23 protein-coding genes are annotated in these 24,871 nt (G+C 39.0%); 10 read left to right on the top strand and 13 right to left on the bottom strand.

Annotation, left to right across the window (positions count from 1 at the left end; all coding sequences use genetic code 11):
* Position 1: 1 nt before the first annotated feature.
* The 10 genes from SYJ56_RS02845 to SYJ56_RS02800 all read right to left on the bottom strand — a co-directional run bounded on the left by SYJ56_RS02845 (position 2) and on the right by SYJ56_RS02800 (position 9,963).
* Positions 2 to 1,144, bottom strand: a complete 1,143-nt coding sequence (locus SYJ56_RS02845) for a 6-bladed beta-propeller (RefSeq protein ID WP_323832122.1) — start codon at positions 1,142 to 1,144, stop codon at positions 2 to 4.
* 159 nt (positions 1,145 to 1,303) lie between these two features.
* On the bottom strand, positions 1,304 to 2,170 hold the full coding sequence (locus SYJ56_RS02840; RefSeq protein ID WP_323832121.1) for a trypsin-like serine protease: 867 nt from the start codon (positions 2,168 to 2,170) through the stop codon (positions 1,304 to 1,306).
* 43 nt (positions 2,171 to 2,213) lie between these two features.
* Positions 2,214 to 3,617, bottom strand: coding sequence for a sensor histidine kinase (locus tag SYJ56_RS02835; protein WP_323832120.1), 1,404 nt, complete (start codon positions 3,615 to 3,617; stop codon positions 2,214 to 2,216).
* A 534-nt stretch (positions 3,618 to 4,151) separates the two neighbouring features.
* Positions 4,152 to 4,682: a PRC-barrel domain-containing protein gene (locus tag SYJ56_RS02830; protein WP_323832119.1), complete on the bottom strand. Its 531-nt coding sequence runs from the start codon at positions 4,680 to 4,682 to the stop codon at positions 4,152 to 4,154.
* A gap of 351 nt (positions 4,683 to 5,033) precedes the next feature.
* Positions 5,034 to 5,615 (bottom strand): nucleotidyltransferase family protein, encoded by a 582-nt coding sequence (locus tag SYJ56_RS02825; protein WP_323832118.1) that lies wholly within the window; start codon positions 5,613 to 5,615, stop codon positions 5,034 to 5,036.
* Complete coding sequence (locus tag SYJ56_RS02820) at positions 5,612 to 6,730, bottom strand: XdhC family protein (protein WP_323832117.1); 1,119 nt, start codon at positions 6,728 to 6,730, stop codon at positions 5,612 to 5,614. The genes SYJ56_RS02825 and SYJ56_RS02820 overlap by 4 nt, the downstream gene beginning before the upstream one ends.
* A gap of 103 nt (positions 6,731 to 6,833) precedes the next feature.
* Positions 6,834 to 7,520 carry a LytR/AlgR family response regulator transcription factor gene (locus tag SYJ56_RS02815; RefSeq protein WP_323832116.1) on the bottom strand — a complete coding sequence of 229 codons (687 nt, stop codon included), beginning with the start codon at positions 7,518 to 7,520 and terminating at the stop codon, positions 6,834 to 6,836.
* On the bottom strand, positions 7,517 to 8,560 hold the full coding sequence (locus SYJ56_RS02810) for a sensor histidine kinase (RefSeq protein WP_323832115.1): 1,044 nt from the start codon (positions 8,558 to 8,560) through the stop codon (positions 7,517 to 7,519). The genes SYJ56_RS02815 and SYJ56_RS02810 overlap by 4 nt, the downstream gene beginning before the upstream one ends.
* Before the next feature lie 38 nt (positions 8,561 to 8,598).
* Positions 8,599 to 9,246: a pirin family protein gene (locus SYJ56_RS02805; RefSeq protein ID WP_323832114.1), complete on the bottom strand. Its 648-nt coding sequence runs from the start codon at positions 9,244 to 9,246 to the stop codon at positions 8,599 to 8,601.
* Between the two features lie 12 nt (positions 9,247 to 9,258).
* Positions 9,259 to 9,963 carry a dioxygenase family protein gene (locus SYJ56_RS02800; protein ID WP_323832113.1) on the bottom strand — a complete coding sequence of 235 codons (705 nt, stop codon included), beginning with the start codon at positions 9,961 to 9,963 and terminating at the stop codon, positions 9,259 to 9,261.
* A 161-nt stretch (positions 9,964 to 10,124) separates the two neighbouring features.
* On the opposite strand from SYJ56_RS02800, the gene SYJ56_RS02795 reads away from it, so the two are divergent.
* A complete protein-coding gene (locus SYJ56_RS02795) occupies positions 10,125 to 10,601 on the top strand; it encodes a hypothetical protein (RefSeq protein ID WP_323832112.1) in 477 nt (158 codons plus the stop codon).
* A 106-nt stretch (positions 10,602 to 10,707) separates the two neighbouring features.
* On the opposite strand, the gene SYJ56_RS02790 is transcribed toward SYJ56_RS02795, so the two are convergent.
* Positions 10,708 to 11,808 (bottom strand): Ig-like domain-containing domain, encoded by a 1,101-nt coding sequence (locus SYJ56_RS02790; RefSeq protein ID WP_323832111.1) that lies wholly within the window; start codon positions 11,806 to 11,808, stop codon positions 10,708 to 10,710.
* Entirely contained in the window at positions 11,808 to 12,932 is a 1,125-nt protein-coding gene (locus SYJ56_RS02785) for a hypothetical protein (protein ID WP_323832110.1), read from the bottom strand. The genes SYJ56_RS02790 and SYJ56_RS02785 overlap by 1 nt, the downstream gene beginning before the upstream one ends.
* Before the next feature lie 284 nt (positions 12,933 to 13,216).
* Here SYJ56_RS02785 and SYJ56_RS02780 point away from each other — a divergent pair, with 284 nt between their 5' ends.
* The 3 genes from SYJ56_RS02780 (at position 13,217) to SYJ56_RS02770 (ending at position 16,554) form a co-directional block, all read left to right on the top strand.
* Complete coding sequence (locus tag SYJ56_RS02780) at positions 13,217 to 14,377, top strand: hypothetical protein (RefSeq protein WP_323832109.1); 1,161 nt, start codon at positions 13,217 to 13,219, stop codon at positions 14,375 to 14,377.
* Entirely contained in the window at positions 14,377 to 15,576 is a 1,200-nt protein-coding gene (locus tag SYJ56_RS02775; RefSeq protein WP_323832108.1) for a ChbG/HpnK family deacetylase, read from the top strand. The genes SYJ56_RS02780 and SYJ56_RS02775 overlap by 1 nt, the downstream gene beginning before the upstream one ends.
* Positions 15,577 to 15,696: 120 nt before the next feature.
* Positions 15,697 to 16,554 carry a sugar phosphate isomerase/epimerase family protein gene (locus SYJ56_RS02770; RefSeq protein ID WP_323832107.1) on the top strand — a complete coding sequence of 286 codons (858 nt, stop codon included), beginning with the start codon at positions 15,697 to 15,699 and terminating at the stop codon, positions 16,552 to 16,554.
* A 5-nt stretch (positions 16,555 to 16,559) separates the two neighbouring features.
* Here SYJ56_RS02770 and SYJ56_RS02765 read toward each other — a convergent pair whose 3' ends face one another.
* A complete protein-coding gene (locus SYJ56_RS02765; RefSeq protein ID WP_323832106.1) occupies positions 16,560 to 17,471 on the bottom strand; it encodes an oxidoreductase in 912 nt (303 codons plus the stop codon).
* A gap of 188 nt (positions 17,472 to 17,659) precedes the next feature.
* On the opposite strand from SYJ56_RS02765, the gene SYJ56_RS02760 reads away from it, so the two are divergent.
* The 6 genes from SYJ56_RS02760 to SYJ56_RS02735 all read left to right on the top strand — a co-directional run bounded on the left by SYJ56_RS02760 (position 17,660) and on the right by SYJ56_RS02735 (position 24,756).
* Positions 17,660 to 19,684 (top strand): M13 family metallopeptidase, encoded by a 2,025-nt coding sequence (locus tag SYJ56_RS02760; RefSeq protein ID WP_323832105.1) that lies wholly within the window; start codon positions 17,660 to 17,662, stop codon positions 19,682 to 19,684.
* A gap of 9 nt (positions 19,685 to 19,693) precedes the next feature.
* The gene (locus SYJ56_RS02755; RefSeq protein ID WP_323832104.1) at positions 19,694 to 20,704 is read left to right on the top strand and encodes a phosphotriesterase family protein; all 1,011 of its coding nucleotides are present in this window, start codon (positions 19,694 to 19,696) and stop codon (positions 20,702 to 20,704) included.
* A 99-nt stretch (positions 20,705 to 20,803) separates the two neighbouring features.
* A complete protein-coding gene (locus SYJ56_RS02750; RefSeq protein WP_323832103.1) occupies positions 20,804 to 21,097 on the top strand; it encodes an AbrB/MazE/SpoVT family DNA-binding domain-containing protein in 294 nt (97 codons plus the stop codon).
* Positions 21,094 to 21,432, top strand: a complete 339-nt coding sequence (locus SYJ56_RS02745; protein ID WP_323832102.1) for a type II toxin-antitoxin system PemK/MazF family toxin — start codon at positions 21,094 to 21,096, stop codon at positions 21,430 to 21,432. Before SYJ56_RS02750 ends, SYJ56_RS02745 begins: the two co-directional genes overlap by 4 nt.
* A gap of 97 nt (positions 21,433 to 21,529) precedes the next feature.
* Positions 21,530 to 21,790, top strand: coding sequence for a hypothetical protein (locus SYJ56_RS02740; RefSeq protein ID WP_323832101.1), 261 nt, complete (start codon positions 21,530 to 21,532; stop codon positions 21,788 to 21,790).
* 122 nt (positions 21,791 to 21,912) lie between these two features.
* A complete protein-coding gene (locus tag SYJ56_RS02735) occupies positions 21,913 to 24,756 on the top strand; it encodes a M16 family metallopeptidase (RefSeq protein WP_323832100.1) in 2,844 nt (947 codons plus the stop codon).
* Positions 24,757 to 24,871: the final 115 nt, after the last annotated feature.

The following is a 24,871-nucleotide window of genomic DNA, read 5'->3' as shown; positions in this document are numbered from 1 at the left end:
TTTAAGGCTTTAGATAATGTAAAAGAAGCACTGAACCCTCATTTTCTAAATGATTGCGAACTTCGTCAGGATATGCTTCTGGATTCGCATCTTGGCTAAAAGTAACGGGATCAATCATTGATACCACTACCTCATCATTGAAATTTGCAGTTGGAAGAATCAACTCATTTAGATGGATATTACTGAAATTTACTTTATTAGAATACAATTCTTTAGAATCCAGCTTATAAACATAAGTCCAGATTTCATTTTTTGCACTCGCTATTATTCCAAAAATATGATTGCCAACAAGTAATGCTGGTGTTTGCATGTACCGGAAGGAAGCATCCTGAGCTTTATAAGCACTCATGGTTTGAAAATCATTCACCACTTCATCAGGCAAACGGTTTGCACCAAAGTCAATTATCAGACGATCGGTGAGCTTTCCATTAATGGAAAAGATACTTATCGTATCATTAGGCGGGCGGTGATAAATCAGGGCGTTCTTCCCGGTACTTAACAGTCCTGCATGATAATAAACATTTGCGCTTACTGCCCCTTCAGCATATTGAAAATACAGACTGTCTTTTTCCATAGTACTATCGAAAACGCCTAGCATCTGATTATTGACCAGTTCATCATTTTGGTGGTCGTAATTGATAGCTAGAAACCAGTTATTTCCCAATTGTGCAAAGCCACCTGCATTTACCGGCAGGGCTACTTTCTCCTTCCAAATTCCCTGAGGAGAATAAATGACAATTGATCTATTGAGTCTATCCAATACTTGAACATCTCCATTATTGTCAACCTGAAAGTCGCTGATTCCCTTTAGCTGCTGAGGGCCTTCGCCGAATTCTCCGATTTTTTGGACAAATCTTCCTTCGCTGTCAAATACCAACACACCTGACTGGGAGAGGTGATCAAAGAGGTAAAATTGATCATTTTTAGCGATCAGCTTATCCACCCGTTTGAATAGTGCCTCCTCATCTGTACTGAGCAAAATATATTTTTGCTCGTCTACAAAATCCGAAAGATGGAATTCTTCAGCATTCTCAAAAGGTGTTGTTGTTAATATGGAGGTGTCGTCTTTTTTAGTTGCTTTACTACAGCTAGTAAGGATGTTAAAAAGAAATAAAGATGAAAAAATGATACTGGAATTTCTCATAGTTGTACGGAAAGATGAACGAAATGCTCTGAGTCGTTTGCTACGATGGTCAAGTTATGCTTTTGAGAATAGAAATGGGCGAGTCTATTACGGACTTTTTCAAAGTTGATTCCAGATTCTCTGCCTTTTTTTATCTTTTTGTTCCTAGCCATTAATACATTATTCTGTCTCAGAAATAACAGAATCTATCCATTGGTTTGCTGTAGAAACTCTTGCCAATGCCAGTACTGCTCCGTATTTAATCTCACGATTAAGTGCCCCCGAAACTATGCCTACTAACAAGCTTTGTCCATTGATTTCCATAAATACTCCACCTCCGCTATCTCCTTTAGAACCTCCAATTTCAAGTGCAAGGGGAGTAGCTGACCCAAAATGATTATACTCGGAACTTTCCGGACTATCAAAATCACAAACCATCACATCAGTACGAAAATCTCTGTTTTCAAATGTTCCTCCGATGGCATCCACCGTATTTTGTCCGGCTAGTTTCTCTTGTTTTCTTGGGCTTACCATCCCGGCTTTTCCATTTCCTATATAGCCATAGCCCACTTTAGTTATAATCTGCCCAAGCTCTTTATCTCCATAGTAACGCTCAGCTGGCTCTATGTCCAACACAGCTTCTTCCAATTCAATCAAGGCCATATCCCAGCCATTCCACTGCACTTCTTCGTCACCCGGTTTTAGTTTGGGATGCTTGACTATTCTTTTGGTCTTGTAAAATCTATCTCCGAATTTCCAAAAAGAACTATCTTGAACGAAATGTGAGGCAGTCAAAACCCATTGAGGTGATATCAATACACCGACTGCATAATCAGTGCTTTCTATAGCTTCAGAATATCTACCGACGCAATCAAATTCAGGTTGATTTCCTAGGTCCAAATACTTCTGGATTCCTACATCATGTCGGATGATACCATTCAATTCGGCTATTGGTAAAATATGAGCAGTGCAAAATAATAGGACTCCAGCTGTTACTCCTATCTTTCCAACTACACTTCTTAATCTTAATTGCTTACTATTTGCCATTCTATCTTCAGTTGATGTATATATCTTGATTGGGAGGAATTTATCAGTCTAGCTGCAAAGACAAATGAACGAAATGCTCTGAGTCGTTTGCTACGATGGTCAGGTTATGCTTTTGTGGGTAGAAATGTGCCAGTCTGCTTTTGACATTTTCCAAACCAATTCCTGATTCATCCCGTGGATCTCCGGTTTGCTTTTTTGGATGAATACTATTTACCACATCCAGATGAACTGAGCCTTGAAGACATCTCAGATTGATCTTGATCCAAGATTTACTTTTCGTGCTGATTCCATGTTTGAACGCATTTTCCACATAAGGAATCAACAGCATAGGCGAAATATTACCCTCACAAATGTCGTCAGACAATTTGATTTCCACATCCAGATTTGACTCATTTTTGAAGCGAAGCATCTGCAAATCCAGATAATTTCTCAGATAATCGATTTCTCTTGAAAGCGGGATTTTATCCATCTGATTTTCGTGAAGCATAAAGCGCATCATGTCGCCAAGCTTCTGAATGCCATCCGAAGTCCTTTCGGCATTTTCCATCAGCGCAGCTCCATAGAGTGTGTTCAGCGCATTGAAAAGAAAGTGTGGATTGATCTGGGATCTCAGGAAGCTGAGGTTGGCAGAACTTTGGTTTACCTGCACAGACAAGTGATCAATTCTGCCAACATATTCATCGTATTTTCTGAATATCAGGTTGGAAAGAGGAAAAATCACAAAAACCAGAATCAATATCATTCCAATGCCCAAGAGCAAAATTTCGGGTACGTTTTGGTCTATTGAGATAGCGAGGAAAATAAAGCCTATTATACTGATCAATCCCCATAGAAACCAACGGTAAGCTATGATATGGCCTTCCAGCTTATTTCTATACAGTAGAAAATAATTGTAGAGAACAAAGAAAACTATGGTAGGAATGATTGCCAAGAAAATAACCAAAATCACCTCGTTTACAAAGAGTTGGGATGCAAACAGGAAGATGCCCACAAAGAGGAAAATCGTGAATAACCGTATACTGTTGTAAAGTTGGAAGTCCTTGAACACAGGTGGTAAAAACATCTTGCGCAATAAAATAGCTGTGACCAAATACCCTGAATAGAGTGCTATGGTACTAAGGTAAAAGCGAAAGAATTTCTCTGCATTTACACCGTTGACTCCGGCACATGCACCTGAAAGCGCCGCCGTCAATACAGCTGTCAAAATGCTGTATAATACCAAATGAAGTACATTTTTATCCTTCAGGTATTTTGGGATTACGATCAAGTGCATCACATAAAAGCCTATATATAGGACAATTGGCAGAAAGACTATCCCAAAGAATTTCTCCACCGGGTAGTGATTGGAAGTCATGCTGATGATGATATTAGTCAGCACTATAATCAAAAAAACTAAGGTGGTGATCCACCATTCTAAATCCCGAAAAACAAATCTGTTTGATTTCATGTGTTTATTTTTTGTTTTTTAATGGTCCTCCCGATAGCTATCGGGAGGAATCTCGCATATCTGATAGTCATCCCTCTGTGCGACGCTTTCGTCATTCTCGATTTCATATACTATTGTAAATTAATTGGTTGCATTACTTTGTCTCAATTAGATTTGTTTCAATGCTCAAGGTGATTTTTTCAGGATTTCTCATTTCCACGCTGCTGTCGGAACACATCAACATGATATTGTAAATAAGCCCTAAAAGTATCAGCAAATAAAAGACTTTCCTGGTGTTCATTGATTCTCTTCCTAATTGATAGTTCAAGATTAGTCGGAGTCGAAAGGCTTAGCAAAAATATGTGACGAAATGGGGTAATTTTGTGATGGATTGTGATTTGTGATTTAACTCTCTCAACGATACATTTTTTTTTTAATTCTTAATTTTTGGGATTGATAATTTTAATGCTAATTAGTCTTTTATCACTAGACCTCTAACGACAAAAGGCTAATCCAAAATGGATTAGCCTTGCTTAGGTTAGACAGTATCAGTGATTATAAAAGGGGATCTCCGCCTCTTCGATTTTCTGACTGTCTCTCTCCGCGATGGTCTTTTTCCAAAAAACCATCTCCAAATTTTGGATCTCGAATCCGTTCTGATGAGGTATCAAGTCGATCTTCATCATTGAAAAAGGATTTGTTTTCCTCATCGTACCGTCCATAAAGACTGCGGGGTTCCTCGCTATAATAGGTACGCATGTTGTGAATGAATTCGGTCTGTGGGCCAGAAGGCCACTCATTACTGTCAAATCCTGGAGCCTCTTCCAATGTTTCTTTGATTTCCTTGACAATTACTACATCGTCCTGCGCTGGATTGAATTCAAAGGATTCAAATGGTAAAGCAAGAAGTTTTGAACCTAGATTCAGAAATCCTTCATCTACCTTTAATACGACATAATCAACCTGACCTGATGAGGTGTTGATCATGATGTCTTTGATGGATCCCACAGATTCATCTCTCGCAGTTTTTACGTTGCATGAGATTGCATCCTTACAACTGATTTGGGCATTATTTGAAATGTTCATGTTGATAGTTGGTTAGTGAATTAATTATTAATTATATAATTCACTTTAGCCCAATTCTATGCCACTGGATAATTCCATGGTTAGAATCCATTTAAGCCATTTAAATAAATTCTAGATGCGAATGGCTTTCCCTTTTCGTGGAATTATATTCCACCGAATGGGCACATTAGCAGGTTTGAAAGTTGAAGCAAAAAAAAAATAGTATTTCGAATTTCGTCATTACAAAGGACCCCGGAATCTAACTTTTGTCAAATGATGGTGACCTGAAGAAATCTTATTTGGAAAGCAATAGCAGATTGCTTTGTTGTCGTATCTCCTCCGCGCAATAAAGAAATAAGCCAGGCTTGAGAATTACAAATTCAAATCCCTCAAATCCTCTTCTGTATCAATATCCACTTTGCCTTTTGGAAAGGAAACCGTCGCCATATCATCTTTATTGGCAAGGACAATATTCTTTGCCCCTTCATCACCGGTAAGCTCCATTAATTCTTTAAAATAGGCTTTGCCGAAAAGTATAGGCACGCCAACCGTTTTGGAATACTCACAGGCAACTATACCTTTTGATTCTTTCTTTTGAGTTGAGATAAGCTTATTAAGGATCTTGGCATCTACAAAAGGCTGATCACACAGCATGATAATTACCTGGTCTGGTTGATCGAATTTGAGCATGTATTCCAGACCTATTTTGATGCTGGATGACATACCTTTCTCGAAATGTGGGTTTGGAATATTCGGTATGCTAGCACCCGGAAAAGTCTTCTTAATCTCATCCCTATTTGCACCAAGTACTAAAACTCTTTTGTCTGCTTTAGATTCATTTGCAGCATCTATTGCCAGCTGAAGCAATGTCTTTTCTTTGTATTTCGCGATCTGCTTTGGGTAGCCAAGTCTGGTTGATTCTCCTGCAGCAAGTATGATAATTCCTGTCTTCATCGATTTTCTTCGTGTATGGGACCGTTCTTTTCCCGCAGAAAGGTACCTTGTTTTTTTGCCAAAACCGCCTTCACTTCCGCCAATATAGACAAGGCGATCTCTTCTGAGCCCTCCGCCCCGATATCCAGACCCATGGGAGAAAAGATAGAATTCTGATTTACAGGGATTCCCTGATTTTCCAAACGATCGATCAGTTTCTCAGATTTTTTCTTTGGTCCCAAAATTCCAATGTAAGTTAAGCCCAATGGCAAAAGGTCTTTTAATACCAGTGCTTCATATTCAAAATTGTGAGTCATCAATAAAGCAGCCGTGTACTTATCCGTTTCCAGTTGCCTCACTACCTCATCTCCGGCGCCGGTAACTATTCGATGTGATATGGGAAAACGCTGAGTGTTGGCAAGATTCTTCCTACCATCGATGACTACGACTTCCAAACCCAATACCTCGGCTATTTTTGTCAAAGGAATAGTATCATTCCCAGCTCCAAAGAGGAGTATTCTTATTCTGGGCTTGATGGCTTCAACGAAAACTTGCAGGTCATCGAGATCAGTATATTTTCGGATAATATGAGAGGCTGAATCAGTGGAATCCACTTCTTGCTGCACCTGGAGCCAAAGCTTATTTTCCAGACATTCCACATTCCCAAAAACCTGATTCTCTTTCAATAGCACTTTGGTGCCGATCTGTTCCTGCTTGGAATATTTCACTGAAAACACCGTGATCAACTGGCAAAGAACACGGTCTTGGATTGCTATTTTAAGCAACTCAATAGGATTTATAGAGTTTTGATAATCAATTGGTTCTATCAATACGTGAATAATTCCATTGCAGCCCAATCCCACTCCAAATTTCTGATCATCTTCATCTGTAGTATCATAGGTCACTAGCATTGATTTTTGCTGGAAGATAACGGTCTGAGCTTTGCGTAGCGCATCACCTTCAAGACATCCTCCACTGATCGCTCCGGTCAGTTCTCCGTCTTCGGAAACCAACATTCTAGCGCCTGGACGACGATAGGCAGAGCCATCCACTTGGAGTACCGTAGCCAAGGCAGTTTTCTTCCCTGTCATTTTGTATTGCTCGTAAGCCTGTAAAATGGACTGAAATTCTTTCATAAGGGAAAATCTAAATGCTTTAGGGATTTAAGTTAAGCTACTGAAATTCCAATATCAAAAGAATAAATGCGAATGGTGGCAATGATTTGATTTTCGTAAGAAACTATTTGAAAAACATATGCTCAAACTGTTCCCAATAAGTTGCACCGATAGGAATCTCCTTTTTCTCAATGAAAATTGTCCTGTTTTTTACGGCTGAAATGGCAGAGAGCGGAACTATAAAAGAGCGATGTACACGGCAAAAAGTATCCGGCAACATCTCAGTCATCGACTTCATGGTTTGTCTGACGATGAGTGGTTTTTGCCCTTTCAAGAATATCCTAAGATAATCTGCAAGTCCTTCGATGTATTGTATGTCAGTGATGGCTATTTTTTGGATTTTATAGTCTGCTTTTAGAAAAATATATTCAGAGTCCTGATTTGAAAATTGCTTGAACTGATGATAGTCAATAGCCTTTTTTACAGCTGCTTGAAATCGCTGGAAGTCGTATGGTTTTAATAGGTAATCAATCGCGCTCAAGTTAAAGCCCTCTACCGCATAGTGTGTAAAAGCAGTGGTAAATATCACCATCCTATCATCTCCATAATTTTTATAAAACTCCAATCCTGAAATACTGGGCATCTGAATATCCAGAAAGATCAGGTCAATTTTTTCGCACAGTAAAATCACTTTGGCATCCTGAATTTTGGAAAATGTACCTAACAAATCTATCTCAGGAAGCTGCCCACAGAAATTAGTTATAATTTCTAATGGAAGTGGCTCATCGTCTATCGCAATAGCTCTGATCATGAGAGTTGCAGACTTAATTTAACATGATAACTTTCTGAATTTTCATAAATATCCAATTGGTGTTTTCCAGAATACAGGTGAACTAATCGAGATTTTACGTTTTCTATTCCATGTCCGCTTTTCTCATAATGTTCCAACCGGTTTTTCACTTTTAGGTTGTCCACGTCCATTGTCAAAGTATGGTCTACAATCTTTATTTGTATCCTAATTTGTGATTTCTCATCTGGATTGACTCCATGCTTAAACGCATTTTCTATAAAAGGAATCAATATCAGAGGTGCAATCATCTGTCCTTCACTTGTGGTGGCAATTTCCACTACCAATTTTACTTCAGAATCCAGCCTGAGTCGTTGCAATTCGATGTAGTTTTCAACGTAGTCCAATTCTTTCTCAAGCAATACAAACTCTGAATCTGCCTCAGTGACTACATAGCGCATCAACCCTGAGAGTTTGATGATGCTTTCAGCGGTTTTTATGGACTGTTCCCGTACGGCCATCCCGTAAATGCTATTGAGTGTGTTAAATAGGAAATGAGGATTTACCTGACTCTTAAGAGAATTTAGCTCTGCCTTGGATTTGGTGTTTTCGGCTACAAAAAGCTGCTCGCGAATGCGAAGTAGTATGGATAGTAGCACTACAGATAGATATAACAGGACATGATTATTGATGATATTCATGAAATCAGGCCTTCTTTCCGGTGACGTGCCAAGCCCTCGGGGCATTGGTCTGACCTGCTCCATCCAAGGCAAATAACCAGTAAGCATGGACGGAAGCATGATGATCATTCCAAAGGAAACTAAGATGATCAAGACATAGGTAGAGTACTTCTTTTTCTCAAAAAATATGGGAATCAGATAGAAGTAATTGATATAAAAAAATGTCACCATGAGGAGATTTGCGATGAAATCACGGACAGTGGGTGCTGTGAAAATGAAGTTTTTGACTTCAGGTGGATGAGGGTACAACACGATAGGTAGCATGAGAAAGGCAAAAACGCCGATCACATGCCACCATATATAGTTGTTAGGGGATTTACCCATGCTTTGCAGTGTTTGCTCAGGAATAAAGATGCAAAATTTTACATTTCCAAGGTTAGGATCACGGCATCATTGGAAAGTGCTTCGAGCTCTATCGTGTCGTTACCTATGATTTTCAATGCATCCCCCTTTTCTAAAAGACAATTTTGTACTTCAAATGCGCCTACCAGAGAATATACAAAAACACTTCTTTTGACTTGAAACTCAGTTTCTGCTCTTCCATCAAATTTCCCCATTCCAATGTTCAATATTTCTTGATCTTGATGGAGAGAGAAAATCTGATAGATTTTGTTTTTTAGCTTATCGTTGGAAAAGCTGGAAAGGGAAGATTTTACTGTCCCCACAAATGGAATCTGAATTCTGAGAAAGTGATTTTCTGTAGTTTCATAGGGATTTTTGAGCAGTATAATCTCACCAATTTTCAGCGATTTTGACCAGCAGTCGCCTACATCTATTCCTATAGTTTCCTCTACATGGATTTTCCCAACCAACGGAACAAGGATCATGAGACAATCATATTTGATTTGATATTCATACGAAAACCTGGCTTTAAGCGTCACCTCTGACAAATCGATAGCGGGCTGGTCAGAGTTCGGAGAAGGAATAGTATGACTTAAGGCTGCTACTTGTTCACTTTGCAAAAAATCACGCAGAGAGCGAAGGAAAATCTGTGTAGTTGCTTTTGACATCTTCGGTTTGACCTAGGCTTTTACTACAATGGAATGGGTGAGGTTAAAACCTGAGCTTATAGAACCGGAAATGTTTGCTAGTTCGTTTGACACGCCGTCTGAGAAGACATTATCTCTGGCATTGGTGGTATAGCCGCTCATTCCTTTGGTATAACCGTTGGCAGTACTGGCATTGACTAAGTTTACAGCACTATCGGAACCTTCAGGAAATGCTATTTGAGTTACCAAAAGAGAATTGCCCGATTCATTATAAATGTGTACATGTATGTGGGTCGAGCGACCGTTGTACCATCCGGGAAAGATGGAGGTGAAAGCTACTTTTCCATTGGAATCGGTCACTTGACGTCCTCTGAGAAATGATACAGACGCATAATTTCCATATTCCGAATAATTCCCATCTTTATCACAATGCCATATATCAACTTTGGCGTTTTCCAGTGGTAGACAACCCATGGTTTGGTTCAAAACTGTTATTTCAATATCCAAAGCAACACCTGTCCTTCCTGCGGTGATATCCATGCTTTCTAGCGTTGAAGGAGATTTAGTCGGATATGGCCCTGCCGTTTCCGTATTGGTGAGCTGGCATTCGGCGGAGGTATCACTTGAATCCGTACCTGAAGTTTTCCCATTTGGCTCTTCCGTTGAATTACACCCCATGAGTAGAGGCAGTGTGAAGGTTCCCAAACTAATTCTTTTTAAAAATTCTCGCTTTTCCATGATTTCTGTTTTTGTTAATTACTTCACGATAGTACGAATGCTGAAAACCTGAGACTACTGTCACTAGTGCTTTTGAGATGAACGAAGTGATTTTTGCGAAGAATGAAGTTTGATCGGTAAAAATTGTTAAAATTTGAAGTAGTCATTTACCACGCTTTACCATGAAAATCCCAAGTCTCGCTCAACTCAAAAAGGAACTCAGCTATCTCAATGAGAAGGAATTGATTGAATTGTTGACGGATTTGAGCAAGTTCAGCAGGGACAACAAATCCTATCTATTTTTCAAGCTAAGCGAGAAGGATAATCCTGGTCTGTATTTAGAAATGGTTCAGGAGGAGCTGGAAACGGATTTTCTTGCGGCGAGAGGAGATCATTCTTATTATGCCAAGAAAGCTGCGCAAAAGCTTCGACGTAAAATGAACAAGCTACTCAAGCTGAGTAAAGTCAAAACTGATCAGATTGAAGTGCTATTGTTTTTCTGTGAAAAGCTGCGGGAATATGGTTTTCTCAGGCATAGAAATCCGGTTTTGGATAATATTTACCAGATGCAGCTCAGCAAAGCTGTGAAATTGATTTCTGACTTGCACGAAGACTTACAGTTTGATTACGAGGGTAGAGTAGAGGAGCTGACTGGTTAATTCCCGTAATAGTCAAGAAAATCTTCGGGCATGTAGATAACCGTCCGTTTCGTGAAAATGGACAATGGTGTCTGCCAGTATATACCATTGAGATGACATTGGATATTTACTTAATTTCGAATATTATCTGATGAAGGCGGCTTTCTATTTTAGATGTGACAGGATTTTCAAGATCGGTTTCAAAAAGTCGGCTTAAATTATTGCCTGCCAAGTCTTCCAAGCGGCTTTCAATTTCAAGCGTATAATTTCCTTTTTGCCATTCATTAGTTGGGGTGAAGGCAATACTTTTTTCCTCAATTCCTATTTGCCATATCCCTGAGATTTTTTCACTTTCTAGGTATTTGATCTTAAAAACATCTCCGAGTAAACTATAATCCAGTGATTGATTAAAATTAATATGAAGAGCTGATTTGGAACCTGGAATTGGAATATCCAAAATCCAATCCGAAGGATCAGGTGAGATGCTATCTCTGACAGTGACAAAAAAGTCCTTGGTGTAAGTTTGATCTAAAATCCCTCCGTTTAGTCCTTTCCACTCGCTTGATACAATAAGTTTATATTTTTCGGAATTGGTCAGTGGGGCTCCCATTTCAAGATTTGGAATCAAGTCACGTTTGATCCTGCCTGGGTCAAGCCATACAGTCAGTAAGGTTTGATCTTCATTCCAAAGTTCGGGTTGCAAATCCAAGAATACTCCTGAAAGTGTATCGCTAGTCCCTTTTATAAGGGTTAAATAGCTCAAAGATTCCCCTTCACGCATTGGCTTTGAAAATTTCAAAAACAGCTTTAGTAAGTTTTCAGGAACAGTATCTTTGGTTGGGTATATCTCTACCAATGAAAGATTAGCTTCTTTAGCATTTAGATCAGGAATCAATACATCTCCCAACTTGCGCTCAGCTCCAAAGACTTCATAGCGCTGTCCTCTGGTAAATGGAATAAGCGGTAAAAAAACAGCCAGATTCTCCTCTTCTTTAAATTCCCCTAAAATAGGTACCCGATTTCCATCCTGGACTAACCGAACTTCAATTTCAGAAATTTTATAGTGATTTGATGATAAAGGGATTTTGAGACCTATTGCTCTCTCATTGTCCCAAACTATAGAAATATCTTCTTCAGTTTTATTGGAGCAGGAAAATATGCAAAGCGCACTAAAAAAAATCAGGCTATGTATTCCGCATAACCTGATTTGAAAAATAGTAAACTTCATTATTTCAATAAATATTCAGCTTTATCTGTTGACCATAAATCAAGGGAGCCGTTTGATTTTCGTTGTAATAACACCATCGTCCCATCGTCCATTTTATCCAATTGTTGCACATTAGTGAGAGGCATAGATACAAAATCAACTCCATCAGTCGCGAAATTATCTGTAACCGGTTCGGTCAATGAACCCTCAAAACTTTCAATATCCTTAAAATCAATGCGGAAAACTGGACGGTTTGAATTCGCCATCACCAGATAAGATTTACCATCTTTTTCCATATTTACTATATCTAAAGGCTGATTACCACTTCCCATTTCTGCAATAGTTCTGCCTTTTACATGAGTTCCGGCTTTCAATTCATCAAGTGGAAATAATACCAAAGGAGTGCAAGTATAGCTAGCGATCAAAAAATCCTTTCCATTCACCTTTGCGGTGGTAAATGTCTTAATCGGTGAGGTAGTTTCATATTTACCATGAGCTGCGTGATAGATTTCTAAGGAAGCGTAATCCTGCTCATCTGTAAACGGAAAAGGTATGCTTCTGAAGGTGGAGCTAAATTCCTTATTGGATAGCCCGCTAACCATTAATTTACCGTCTGAATACCCTATATCAGAAATGGCAGAAATTCGAAGTGACCTTCCTCTTCCGTCTTTAGCATCCTCCGCAGGAGAATTATTAAGTTCAACTTCGGCAAATTCAACATTTTGAAGAGATACAGGCTCAAAATCTTCATCTTCAAGAGTCATTAAAATCGGTGTACCATCTGAGGATTGAATTGCTAAATAGAGTTTCTTAGAAATTGGATTCACGGCAATATCCAAAATGGATATATTATCGACCGTAGTACCAAGCAAAACAGCTAATTTCTCATCAATTCCCTGCACATCGATTGATGATACTTCACTCGTGTTATTTGCATCCTTTGTATTCACAGCGTATACCTTAGCACTTTTAGAGTCTCCGATAAATAAAATTCCTTCAGGACCAAAAGCCAAAGAAGTAATTGATTTGATCTCAGGGGTTCCAACTTCTAGATTATAAGGGGATTCCTCACTTCTGAAAGTCCAGGCGGCAACTAATACCATCAATAGGCTTATACCAAATACTAGTAGAACTGACTTTTTCATAACATGTAGGGATTATGGTTTTATCTTATTGTTAATTAGGAAGTTATATAATTTTAAGATTGATTCAAACACTTTTTTGCTTTTTAGCCCTTTAGTATTTGTTTTAAAATAAACATCAATTTTTCAATGGGTAAAGGCAAAGCTCAATTACTTATATACTAGAATAAAATCCCTCTATCTGTATTGAAAAGTAAGTAGTTATATAGCTTTTCTTCTGAAAAGAATTAATTTGTAACTGATACGTTTTTAATACTTTTTCTTAAAATTTTTAAACACTATTTCTTATGACCGGCTTAGCTGTTTTAGACGTTTTTATCAGTCTAGTTTTCCTTTATCTACTCTATAGTCTTTTTGCGATGACTATTATTGAGGCTATCACTTCCTCTTTCAGTTCCAGATCAAAAAATTTGATTACTGGAATTGACCGCCTATTGGCAGATGACCAGCAGTCAAATGGAATTAATCATAGCTTTCTGAATCTGTTCTGGGTGAAAACTACCAATCCACTTACTAAGGCTTTTTATAAACATCCTGCCATCAAATATCTTGGGCAAAAAGGAATTAATTCAAAACCTTCCTACATAGCTAAGGATAGATTTGGCAGTACATTAATTGATTTATTGCGAAAAGGAGCTTATCTGGATGATATCCATAATATCTCAGCCACACTTGGGATTATTCCTGAATATGACTCAAGCAAATTAGCCTCTGAAATCAGATCTCTTGAACAAGAATTATCTGATACTTCACAATCTTCTAGCTCTGATAAAAACCAGACAGATTTTATAAAAGAAAAGCTGGATTATCTAAAGCAGGAATTGTTTCAAAGAACCAATAAAGAAAATCCATGGGAGATTGAAGGGCTATCCATAGGAACTGAAACAAAATACCAACTGAAAAACCTTTGGCAAGAAGCAGCCAATGACAAAGAGAAATTCAAGGCATTGATAGAAAATTGGTATGAAGATCAGATGGATAGAATTGCAGGTTGGTATAAAAGGAAATTGACTTTTTTGACTTTTATTATTGGTTTCATCATAGCAGGACTCTTTAATGTTGACTCCATAGGGCTTACCACAGCGCTTGTGAAGAATGAGGAAATGAGAGCTATGCTTGTTGAAGGAGCGAAAACTTATATCGCAAATAATCCTGATGGAGTAAATACTGGCTCATTCACAGAGCAAAGGCAATACATTGATTCAGTAAATACAGCAATGAGTGAATATAATTATGTTTTGGGTGTCAGTAAAGAGGCTAAATTTACTGTTTGGACCCTTTTTGGATGGTTAATTACCGCTTTTGCCATTTCCCTTGGTGCTCCCTTTTGGTTTGATTTATTAAACAAAATGATGCAGGTGCGCAACTCTGTGAAGACTCCTATTTCTGGGCCCAACCCATCAAATGCTTCTACACATGCTGTTAATAATACAAAAGCAATCGGTTGATGGAAACGTTCAAAGGTATCGCCAATCTGTATGTAAACGTAAGGCTGTATAAGCCTTCGGTCAATGCTCCTAAATCAAAAGTGCTAGCACCTGGTACTGAGGTTGAAATCTCTCATGCTATCGTCGGAGAAGATTACCTGGGCTCTAATATTTGGTATGTTCTGACCAATCATAGCTTTGTATGGAGCAAGTCTATCTATACCACATCGGAGGTACCTCAAATTGAAAAGAAAATTATAGTCACTGCCGATGACATTGGCATCGTCGGTGAGATTGATGTGGGTGCCCAAATGGCTCTTCGTGAAGGTTGGATCAATTCAATTGCAGTTCTTGTCAATCGCCCTAATGATCATGATGACAACTATTTAAAGGCTTTTTGTCAAGCGCTGAAAAATTACCCCGCCGGAGACCCAGATCATTCACTGTATAAAACAACTCACATAGGACTTCATTTTACTATTACCTCTGGTGAACCTGTCTCTGATTTCACAAAAGTGAGCCTTCTGATAGGTAATGACAAAAAGTTTTTGGACTTCCGTAAGTTCAACAGGAATTTTGAGAAACCAGATTATGTAGAGCAAGTAAAGACTGAATTCTTGGCTCAATATGAAAAGTTTAAACGTGTTTTCGAACGTGAGCCAGACCATCTGACTTCGCACCACGATGTACTTACTTTCAACCACCCACTATTTAGTTTTATGCAAAAGTGGTCCCGAGAAAAAGGGATACCACTTCGAAACCATCGTTTTTTGCCAAAATCTAAGCGATTCTGGTATGATACCCTTGCACTGATGAATGTTGATCTGCCTTCTATCAATAAGATGAACAGCTGGGAAAGTAGCTTTGGCCCTTTTACTGCCGAAGGTTCTCAACACACTATCGTGGATCATTATGGGCCAATTCCACCCTTTGGAATAACCTGCTACGAGGAGGTTGTGTCAAAAAAGCAAAACTCGTTGGACAATTGGATGAGGGACTTTTTGATCAGTAAGGATTCACGAAGAGAAATTGTGATTCACTTGATTAAATCAGGATTTCGCAGCCAACCTGATTTTGTGAAAGCATATAAGTCATTAAAAGATTCCTATCCGGGAATTGAGATCAAATACTTTGATGGCAGAGTAGCTGAATACCTTTCTCTGCAAAGAAACTGTTTTTGGAATTCCGATCCTTGGTTGGATTTACTCGCTAGACGTTGAAATTATTCCAAAAATAGCTTAGTAAATATTGATTTGGTAAGATGCATTTCAATCAAATGAATGTACTTTAAAACTTGATTTCTCTATAATCCAATAACTCAACTTTATCCCAAAAAACCGATGAAACGATCATTGCCAGTACTCATTGTTTTTTTTCTGATGCTTTCCTCACATCTTTTCTCCCAAACCCAAAATGCACTTTTCCCAGAGATGCCCGGGATGGTTTCTTATACTTATCGAAATAGCCTTTCCAAGGATCTTCCAGCTACGCTAGACACCTTGCAGGCTATGGGAATAACAGATATGGAGTTTTCAAGCTTGTTTGGTCATACTGCATCAGAAATCAAAAATGAATTGGATAAGCGCGGCATGCATTGTTCGTCCTTTGGGGTAGGATACAAGGATCTGATGGAGAAAACTGTAACAGTCGGCGAGAATGCCAAAACATTGGGAGCAGAGTTCGTTAGAGTGGCTTGGATTCCTCATGATGGTGCATTTACCTTGGCAGATGCGGAACAAACTATATCAGATTTCAATGCTGTGGGAAAGGTTTTAAAAGAAGATTATGGTTTAACTTTTTGCTATCATAATCACGGATATGAATTTGAGCCACATGGAGATGGTACGCTTTTCGATTTGATCATACAAGAGACTAATCCTGAATACGTAAGCTTTGAGATGGATATTCTATGGACATTCTTTCCAGGAGCCGATCCTGTTGCTTTACTCACAAAATATGGAGATCGATTCAAGCTCATGCATATGAAAGATCTAAAAAAAGGTGTAGTCGGAAATATGTCTGGAGGAACACCAACAGAAAACGACGTAACTTTAGGTACTGGCCAACTTGATCTACCGGCTATAATTAAAGCTGCAAAAAAAGCTGGTGTGCAACACTTTTATTTAGAAGACGAAAGCCCTATTTATTATCAGCAAATTCCAAAAAGCATTGCGTATCTCAATAGTTTGAAAAAATAAAGAATTTACAGCTTAAAATCCCGGCTAGTCATTTTTTCAGAGACTGACCACAGTTTTGTGGATACAAGTAAATCATGAGACCTACTGCTAGATTTTACTATCACGGGAGGGCCTTTTATTTCACTGAAACCTGATGGGCCATAATATTCTCCTCCTTTTGCCTCAGGATCCAATGCTGCTCTTAAAATCGGCATTGCACCATGTTTAGAATCCTGACCGAACAAGTAGGTTATAGGAGAAAGCAATGCCCTACCGATAGTCGGTAAAAAAAAACCCAAATTTGTATTTGATAAACCAGGATGCGCAGATAGTGCCATGGCTGGGATTCCTGCTGAGTCGATACGTCTTTGCAGTTCGTAAGCAAACATCATGCATGCCAATTTGCTTTGAGCATAGAAATTCCACTTGGAGTAACTCTTTTCTGCACTGAGATTACCAAAATCTATTTCGCCATTCTTATGTGTCATGCTTCCCAAGGTTACAATTCGTGCAGACTTGGTTTTTTTGATAATTGGGAAAAGCAGGTTGGTCAGATGAAAATGAGCCAAGTAATTCACACCGAATTGACTTTCAAAGCCCTCTTGTGTTATGGTTAATGGAGGAATCATAATTCCCGCATTCTCAATTAGCAAATCCAAACGATCATATTTTGCGGAAAATTCTCCGACAAATTTCTCTACAGATTTGAGACTGGTAAGATCAATCAATATAATTTCTAAATCTGCACTAGGCACTTGTTTGAGAATCTGATCCATTGCCCGCTGGGCTTTCGATAGATTTCTGGAAGCTAGAATTACTTTAGCTTCTTTTTTGGCTAAGCCTAAAGCAGTTTCATAGCCTAATCCGCTATTTGCTCCTGTGACAATTGCAATTTTTCCTTTTTGAGAAGGAGCGGATTCCAATGTGAAAATTTTCATATAGTTGGTCTAACTTTAAAAATGGGAAATAATGGAGAAGTAAAATAATTTTAACTGGGAATCAGTAATTTACTAAAAACTAACCCAGTATAAAGCATATGTATTCAATAGAATTTTTCATGCTTTTATGAATGGTGTTTTGGTACTTATAAAATTCTTTTACCTTTTTAAGAAATTGTACAGAAGACATGAAAAATATACTTTTCGCTCTTTTAATTCTTTCGGTTTCTTGCAGGCATCAAGACAATACGGAAAAGGTAAATCCTCAACGCAAATTTGTTGAATTAAAGGAAATAGATACCGCCATTAAGCCAGGAGACAATTTTTTTAGGTACGTCAATGGGATTTGGTATGATACGGCAAAGATCGCTGATGATCAATCAGGTGTGGGATCGTATTCATTTTTGAACATTCCTCAAAAAATGCTGCTTCAAAATATTTTAGATGAGGTCTCAGCAGGTGAGCACATCTCAGGAAGTATAGATCAAAAGGTGGGGGATTTCTATGCCTCAGGTATGGATACAGTAGCTATCAACCAACGTGGATTTGATCCTATCAAACCTATCCTAGCAAGGATTGAGGCGATCAAGGATATTCCTTCTATGATGAATTTCGTTACTGATGAAATCAAGTCAGACAACCAAACCATTTTGGGCCTGAGTATCTCACCTGATGCGGAAAACAGCAAGATCAACATTGCTCACTTTAGCCAGACAGGATTGGGATTGCCAGACCGGGATTACTACTTCAAAACAGATTCATCCACATTGGCTATTCAGCAAGCTTATTTGGATTACTTGGAGACCCTTTTTGAATTGACAGGAACTGAATCCGCAACTGCAAAAAAAGATGCTGAGACTGTTTATGACATTGAAAAAAAGCTTGCAGAATTTCATAAAACACGCATAGAGCGAAGAATAGTAAAGGAAAACTACCATAAAATTGCATTGGCGGAGTTGGATCAAAGCGAGCCCAGTATTAGCTTGTCAGTTGTTCTGAGCCAGTTAGGTCTAGATGCCGATTCTGTCGATATCCGACAGCCTGCATACTACGAAGCATTGAATAAATTGCTTACAACAGTTCCCCTTTCAGACTGGAAAACTTATGTCAAAGCCCACACACTTTCGTCCTATGCGGAGGTGCTGAGCAAGCCTTTTGAGGATGCTTCATTTGCCTATGAAAAGGTGATTTCAGGACAAGCTATCCAATTGACCAGAGCGCAGCAGATGGTGCAGAAAGTCGATAGGCAACTGGGCTTTGCTCTTGGACAGTTGTATGTAAAGCGATACTTCAACGAAGATGCAAAGAAGCGAGTACTTGATCTGGTGAATAACCTTCAAAAAGCTTTTGAAAACCGCATCAATAACTTGGACTGGATGAGTGACAGTACCAAGACTCAGGCGAAGGAAAAGCTCTATGCAATCACCAAGAAAATAGGCTATCCGGATGAATGGAGAGAATATGACGTCACTATTGAAAGAAGCAAGTACTTTGAAAATATGCTGGCATTACGGCAAGATCAAAGCAGGTATCAATTGGACAAGTTTGGCAAGGAACCAAACAAACTAGAGTGGGGGACAACGCCCTCTACGGTCACAGCCTACTACAATCCATCGCTCAATGAAATCGTATTCCCAGCAGGTATCTTGCAATATCCTTATTTTGATCTCTATGCTGATGATGCAATTAATTACGGAGGAATCGGCATGGTGATCGGACATGAGTTGACTCATGCTTTTGATGATCAGGGAGCCCAGTATGACAAAGATGGAAATGTAAAAAACTGGTGGACAGATGCTGATTATGAGAAATTTAAGGGTAAAACTCAGCAGTTGATTGATCGCTATGACAGCTTCACCATATTGGATTCGGTGCATGTGAAAGGTGCCATGACCATTGGTGAAAACACCGCTGATAACGGAGGGATTTATATAGCCTACGATGCCTTCAAGATGACTGAACAAGGTCAGGATACAACCAAAATTGACGGTTTCACTCCAGATCAGCGTTTTTGCTTATCCATAGCCAGAATTTGGAGAGTAAAAACCCGTGATGAGTTTTTGCGAACTTATGTCAACACCAATTCGCATTCTCCAGCCGTTTGGCGTGTCAATGGTCCACTAATGAATTTTGAACCATTTTATACAGCCTTTAATATTCAGCCCGGTGATCAAAATTTCAAAACCGAGGAGGAAAGAATTAAGATTTGGTAGATTTAAGGTATGGCAAGGTTAACATTTCAGATCATATTTGTTTTGGTACTTCTAAGCTCGCTGGTAGTATTAAAAAGTCATGGTCAGTCAATTCAGCCAAAAATAGAAACTGTTTCTGGAGCTATATCACCTGAAGATCTTGGGTTTACACTCATTCATGAGCACATCATGTCAAATTTCGGTGCAGAACCTAGTGATGCTGAATCTTACGACGAAGACAAACTATTCCAACAAATCATTCCTTATCTAAAAAATCTCAAAGAAAGTGGAGTAGAGACAATAGTTGATTGTACTACTGCACATTTCGGAAGACGAGTGGATTTGTTGAAAACCATCTCGGAGGCTTCAGGTATTAAAATCATAACTAATACAGGATTCTATGGCGCTGCGGCAGATAAATATGTACCAGAATTTGCATATTCAGCTAGCTTAACTGAGCTGGCCCAGCTATGGATCAATGAATATGAAGATGGAATAAGTGGATCCGGAATTAAACCGGGATTCATCAAATTAGCATTTGATGTAGGGGAACCAAGTGAAGTAGATTTAAAGCTTTTTGAAGCAGGAATTCTTACTCATCTAGCCACGGGATTAACGATAGCTGTTCATACTGGTGATAACCCGAAAGCCGTAGAAGCTCAACTTAATTTATTGCATAAACATAATGTAGATCTTTCTGCCTGGATATGGGTGCATGCAAGTCAATCCTCCGATGTAGCTTACTTAGTAGAGATTGCTACTCAAGGGGCATGGATATCATTAGATGATGTCAATAAAAGTAATATTTCATCTTATTTAGAAATGTTGAAAAGCTTCAAATCCCAAAAGCTTTTAGAAAAAGTATTACTGTCTCATGATGGAAATGGTTTTCCAAGAGGAGGTGAGATTAGACCCTTTGATGCAATACCTAATTCTCTTATTCCTGCTTTACTAGAGAATGGTTTTACTGAAAGTGAAATCAATCAACTTCTGGTAATGAACCCTAGTAATGCTTTCACTATTAGGGTTAGAAAAAGGTAATCTTAATAGGAGGAGTTATAGAATTGATAAATATCTTAAAATACAAATAAAATTTCTAATTTGTCATAACATTGTTAGTACATTCTGATATATTTGGTCATGGTAAAGACACTCACTAAACTTGGTAATAGTAAGGCGCTGATTATTCCTGCAGAATTAATTAAAAAATACGATTTAAACGAAGTGATTTTAGAGGAAAAGGAAGAAGGAATATTGATTAGGTCAGCTCAAAAAGTAACTAGCTTCCAGAAATCAGTTGATGAGTTACGTCAATATAAATCTGAGATCTACAAGAGAATAGAATCTCAAGCTAACGAACCAGATACCATTGCTTATTACAAAAAAGCTGAAAATGATTTTTCTGATATTGACTTAGATATAATCGAAGAATGAGGCAGGGTGAGGTATGGTTGGTTGATTTCGCACCCAAAATCGGGCAGGAAATTGATAAAAAAAGACCTGCATTAATTGTGAATCATGATAGTATGGGGATTCTTCAGTTGAAAGTAGTTGTTCCCATCACGGACGCAGGCAAAGTGATTAAAGACTGGCACATTAAACTTTCGCCAACGGACAGTAATGGCTTGACAAAAGTTAGCTTGGCAGATTGTTTTCAGGTAAAATCCATATCAAAGGAACGATTTGTAAAAAAGCTGGGTATACTTTCTCAGAATGAACTCGACCAAGTAAAACTTGGCTTGATGAAAGTTTTAGATCTGATAGCATAAACATCAGAATAAAATGGGATTCAAGTCTGCAAAAGCCCATTTTTGGTTTTTTGAATTTAGCCATATATTTCCCTGAGCAAATTAAGTACATACCCCCATGTTTGAAGGACCTGATTATCCCAAATCTATCAACGAAGAAATTTTTGAATCCTGGTTGGAAGAGGGCAGATCAAGTAAAATCAGGTATCATTTTTTACTGATTGTCTGGAATGTGTATGACGAAAAGTATACTCCTGTATTTGTGGAAAGCCGTGAGGAAATAGGAAATTATGAGTTGTATCCGGATGCCAAAGGTTCCGAAGCGCTAATTGCCGTATACGATTTGTATTCAGAGAGTAGGGTTAGCTTGGGTGTTTGAGGGAGAAGATGTTAACAATCTGATTAGCCAATTCCACTCTAATAAGATTGTGCCTTCCTATCAATGATTGATTGCTTCATACAGATAATTCATTTATTTAGATGGCTGAAATCTATACGCCAATGTTTAAAAGAATTGCCTCCCTAATACTCTTCGTAATGCTAGCTGCGGGCTGCAATAATACCGTTGAAACTACTTCACAGGAGTTTAATGTGGACTTCGAAAAATTCAAATTAGACAATGGATTAGAAGTTATTTTTCACATTGATCGGTCGGATCCTGTGGTCGCAGTATCACTTACAGCACATGTTGGTTCGGCACGTGAAAAAGAGGGGCGAACTGGCTTTGCACATCTTTTCGAACACCTTTTATTTCTTGAATCTGAGAACCTTGGTAGAGGTGGTCTGGATAAAATGACTGCTCGCATAGGAGGTTCTGGTGCCAATGGTTCCACCAGTCGTGACCGGACAAATTACCTTCAAACTGTTCCCAATGATGCTTTGGAAAAAATGATTTGGGCAGAAGCTGACAAGCTGGGTTGGTTTATCAATACGGTGACCGATCCTGTATTGGCCAAAGAAAAGCAGGTGGTAAAAAATGAAAAGCGACAGGGAGTAGACAACCAGCCGTATGGGCATACTTCCTATGTGATTGACAAAAATCTGTACCCTGAAGATCACCCCTACAATTGGCAAGTGATCGGTTCATTGGATGATCTCCAAAACGCCACGCTTGAAGATGTGAAGGAGTTTTTCAGACGCTGGTATGTCCCCAACAATGTCACACTTACCATTGCCGGTGATTTCGATCCAGAACAAGCTAAGGCCTGGGTGAACAAGTATTTTGATGAAATTCCCGCCGGAGATCCTATAGCACCACTCACACCAAGACCAGGTAAAGTTGATACTATCAAGAAGTTATATCATGAAGATAACTTTGCACGGCTTCCAGAGCTTACGATGACTTGGCCTACGGTAGAACAGTATCACAGCGATTCCTATGCACTGGATGTGCTCGCAACGTACCTTTCCAGCGGAAAAGAGGCTCCGCTTAATGTGGTGTTGATTGATGGTAAGAAGCTGACTTCTAATATAAGCATGTATAATAGTACGTCTGAATTGGCAGGACAACTAGAATTGTCTGTTCGTGCATTTGCAGACAAAGACTTAGATGAGGTAGCAACTGCAATCGAAGAAGCATTTGCGAAATTTGAACAAGAAGGTATTTCCGAAAAAGATCTGGCCCGAATTAAAGCTGGGCAAGAAACAAGTTTTTATAATGCACTTTCCAGCGTATTGGGAAAAGGCATTCAGCTGACGCAGTACAATATATTTGCCCATGACCCTGGTTTTATCAATGAAGATATCCAAAACGTTTTGGCAGTTAGTACCGAAGATGTAATGCGAGTTTACAATCAATACCTCAAAGGCAAAAATTACATTGCTACCAGCTTTGTGCCCAAAGGAAATCTGACTGCCGCCTTTAAAGGATCTGAGAAAGCCGAGGTAGTAGAAGAGCATATCGTACAAGGTGCTGAAAAAAGTTTTGATGCTTCGATTCAGGCCAGTTATGAAAAAGCCCCTTCAAGCTTTGACAGGTCAGTTGAACCTCCGTATGGAAAATCACCTGAAGTGAAAATCCCTGAAGTGTGGGAGGAATCAGTTGCCAATGGAATGAAGCTATATGGAATAGAAAATGATGAAGTGCCTCTAGTTCAATTTAATATGGTAATCGATGGTGGGCAACTGCTGGATGAACCAAAAAAAGTCGGTGTAGCTAATCTTTTGGCGCAGCTACTTACTAAAGGCACTAAAAACAAAACTACCGCCGAACTCGAAGATGCAATAGAGCAACTGGGGGCTTCTATCTATGTATATGCCAGCACTGAAAGCACAAACATTACGGTCAACACCTTGAGCAGAAACTACGATGCGGTTATGGATTTGGTCGAAGAAATCATCCTGGAACCGCGCTGGGACTCCGTTGAGTTTGACTTAGCAAAACAAGCTACTATCAGTCGTATCCTTCAATTAGAAGCTAGCCCTAATAGGGTGGCTCAAAATGAATTTAACAAGCTGATCTACGGAGAAGGTAATATCCGTGCTCAAAATATATTGGGCAGTATTGCCTCTGTGGAAGAAATTACTATGGAGGATCTGAAGACTTACTATGACAACTATATTTCCCCATCTGTCACCCGAATGCATGTGGTAGGAGATTTAGGAAAAGCGGACATTCTTGCATCAATAAAAGACTTGACTGACGCTTGGGAAAGTAAGGAGGTGACTATTCCTGCGTATGAACCACCGGCAAGACCTGAATCAGCAACAGTGTATTTTTATGATATTCCTGATTCGAAACAGTCCATTCTACAATTTGGCTATCCCGCAATGACTTCCACAGATCCTAACTATTATCCTGCGGTAGTGATGAATTACATATTGGGAGGGGGAGGTTTTGCTTCCCGACTTACTCAGGAATTGCGGGAAGGCAAAGGATATACTTATGGGATCAGCTCATTTTTCTCAGGAGGAAAAGTAGCTGGGCCTTTTAGTATCAGTAGTGGCGTACGCAGCAATGTTACTTATGAATCAGCCCAATTAGTTAAGGATATTCTTTCCGACTATTCGGAAACCTATACGCCCGAAGATCTGGCAACCACTCAGAGCTTTATGATCAAGAGTAATGCGAGGGCCTTTGAAACAGCAGGGGCCAAGCTCAATATGCTGGAAAACATCAGCGAATATGGTTGGGATGCTGATTATATCAAGGATAGGGAGATGATCGTAAATGAGATGACGGTGGAAAGAATTCAAGAATTAGCAGGTAACTACCTGAATCCAGATAAGATGGTCTGGTTGATAGTAGGGGATGCCAAAACACAATTGGAAGGGCTTGAAAAGCTTGGATTTGGAAAACCGATTCTAATCAACGAGCCGAAGGTTTCAATGGAGGTTGACCGGTAAGTAAGTGGTAACTTCTAGCTCTAGAAATGAGATCTATTGGAATGTGAAACGGAAGAAAAACTTTTTGACAAAATAGAACAGGCAATAATTGGCTAGGAACCCAATCACAGGAATT

Origin of the sequence: Algoriphagus aurantiacus, from assembly GCF_035156405.1 — a bacterium.
Taxonomy (GTDB): Bacteria; Bacteroidota; Bacteroidia; order Cytophagales; family Cyclobacteriaceae; genus Algoriphagus; species Algoriphagus aurantiacus.
This window is presented reverse-complemented; position numbering and strand designations above follow the sequence as displayed.

Coding starts and splice junctions, on each gene's coding strand:
- SYJ56_RS02845 (WP_323832122.1), bottom strand. CDS start 1,144: ATGAGAAATTCCAGTATCATTTTTTCATCTTTATTTCTTTTTAACATC.
- SYJ56_RS02840 (WP_323832121.1), bottom strand. CDS start 2,170: ATGGCAAATAGTAAGCAATTAAGATTAAGAAGTGTAGTTGGAAAGATA.
- SYJ56_RS02835 (WP_323832120.1), bottom strand. CDS start 3,617: ATGAAATCAAACAGATTTGTTTTTCGGGATTTAGAATGGTGGATCACC.
- SYJ56_RS02830 (WP_323832119.1), bottom strand. CDS start 4,682: ATGAACATTTCAAATAATGCCCAAATCAGTTGTAAGGATGCAATCTCA.
- SYJ56_RS02825 (WP_323832118.1), bottom strand. CDS start 5,615: ATGAAGACAGGAATTATCATACTTGCTGCAGGAGAATCAACCAGACTT.
- SYJ56_RS02820 (WP_323832117.1), bottom strand. CDS start 6,730: ATGAAAGAATTTCAGTCCATTTTACAGGCTTACGAGCAATACAAAATG.
- SYJ56_RS02815 (WP_323832116.1), bottom strand. CDS start 7,520: ATGATCAGAGCTATTGCGATAGACGATGAGCCACTTCCATTAGAAATT.
- SYJ56_RS02810 (WP_323832115.1), bottom strand. CDS start 8,560: ATGGGTAAATCCCCTAACAACTATATATGGTGGCATGTGATCGGCGTT.
- SYJ56_RS02805 (WP_323832114.1), bottom strand. CDS start 9,246: ATGTCAAAAGCAACTACACAGATTTTCCTTCGCTCTCTGCGTGATTTT.
- SYJ56_RS02800 (WP_323832113.1), bottom strand. CDS start 9,963: ATGGAAAAGCGAGAATTTTTAAAAAGAATTAGTTTGGGAACCTTCACA.
- SYJ56_RS02795 (WP_323832112.1), top strand. CDS start 10,125: ATGAAAATCCCAAGTCTCGCTCAACTCAAAAAGGAACTCAGCTATCTC.
- SYJ56_RS02790 (WP_323832111.1), bottom strand. CDS start 11,808: ATGAAGTTTACTATTTTTCAAATCAGGTTATGCGGAATACATAGCCTG.
- SYJ56_RS02785 (WP_323832110.1), bottom strand. CDS start 12,932: ATGAAAAAGTCAGTTCTACTAGTATTTGGTATAAGCCTATTGATGGTA.
- SYJ56_RS02780 (WP_323832109.1), top strand. CDS start 13,217: ATGACCGGCTTAGCTGTTTTAGACGTTTTTATCAGTCTAGTTTTCCTT.
- SYJ56_RS02775 (WP_323832108.1), top strand. CDS start 14,377: ATGGAAACGTTCAAAGGTATCGCCAATCTGTATGTAAACGTAAGGCTG.
- SYJ56_RS02770 (WP_323832107.1), top strand. CDS start 15,697: ATGAAACGATCATTGCCAGTACTCATTGTTTTTTTTCTGATGCTTTCC.
- SYJ56_RS02765 (WP_323832106.1), bottom strand. CDS start 17,471: ATGAAAATTTTCACATTGGAATCCGCTCCTTCTCAAAAAGGAAAAATT.
- SYJ56_RS02760 (WP_323832105.1), top strand. CDS start 17,660: ATGAAAAATATACTTTTCGCTCTTTTAATTCTTTCGGTTTCTTGCAGG.
- SYJ56_RS02755 (WP_323832104.1), top strand. CDS start 19,694: ATGGCAAGGTTAACATTTCAGATCATATTTGTTTTGGTACTTCTAAGC.
- SYJ56_RS02750 (WP_323832103.1), top strand. CDS start 20,804: ATGGTAAAGACACTCACTAAACTTGGTAATAGTAAGGCGCTGATTATT.
- SYJ56_RS02745 (WP_323832102.1), top strand. CDS start 21,094: ATGAGGCAGGGTGAGGTATGGTTGGTTGATTTCGCACCCAAAATCGGG.
- SYJ56_RS02740 (WP_323832101.1), top strand. CDS start 21,530: ATGTTTGAAGGACCTGATTATCCCAAATCTATCAACGAAGAAATTTTT.
- SYJ56_RS02735 (WP_323832100.1), top strand. CDS start 21,913: ATGTTTAAAAGAATTGCCTCCCTAATACTCTTCGTAATGCTAGCTGCG.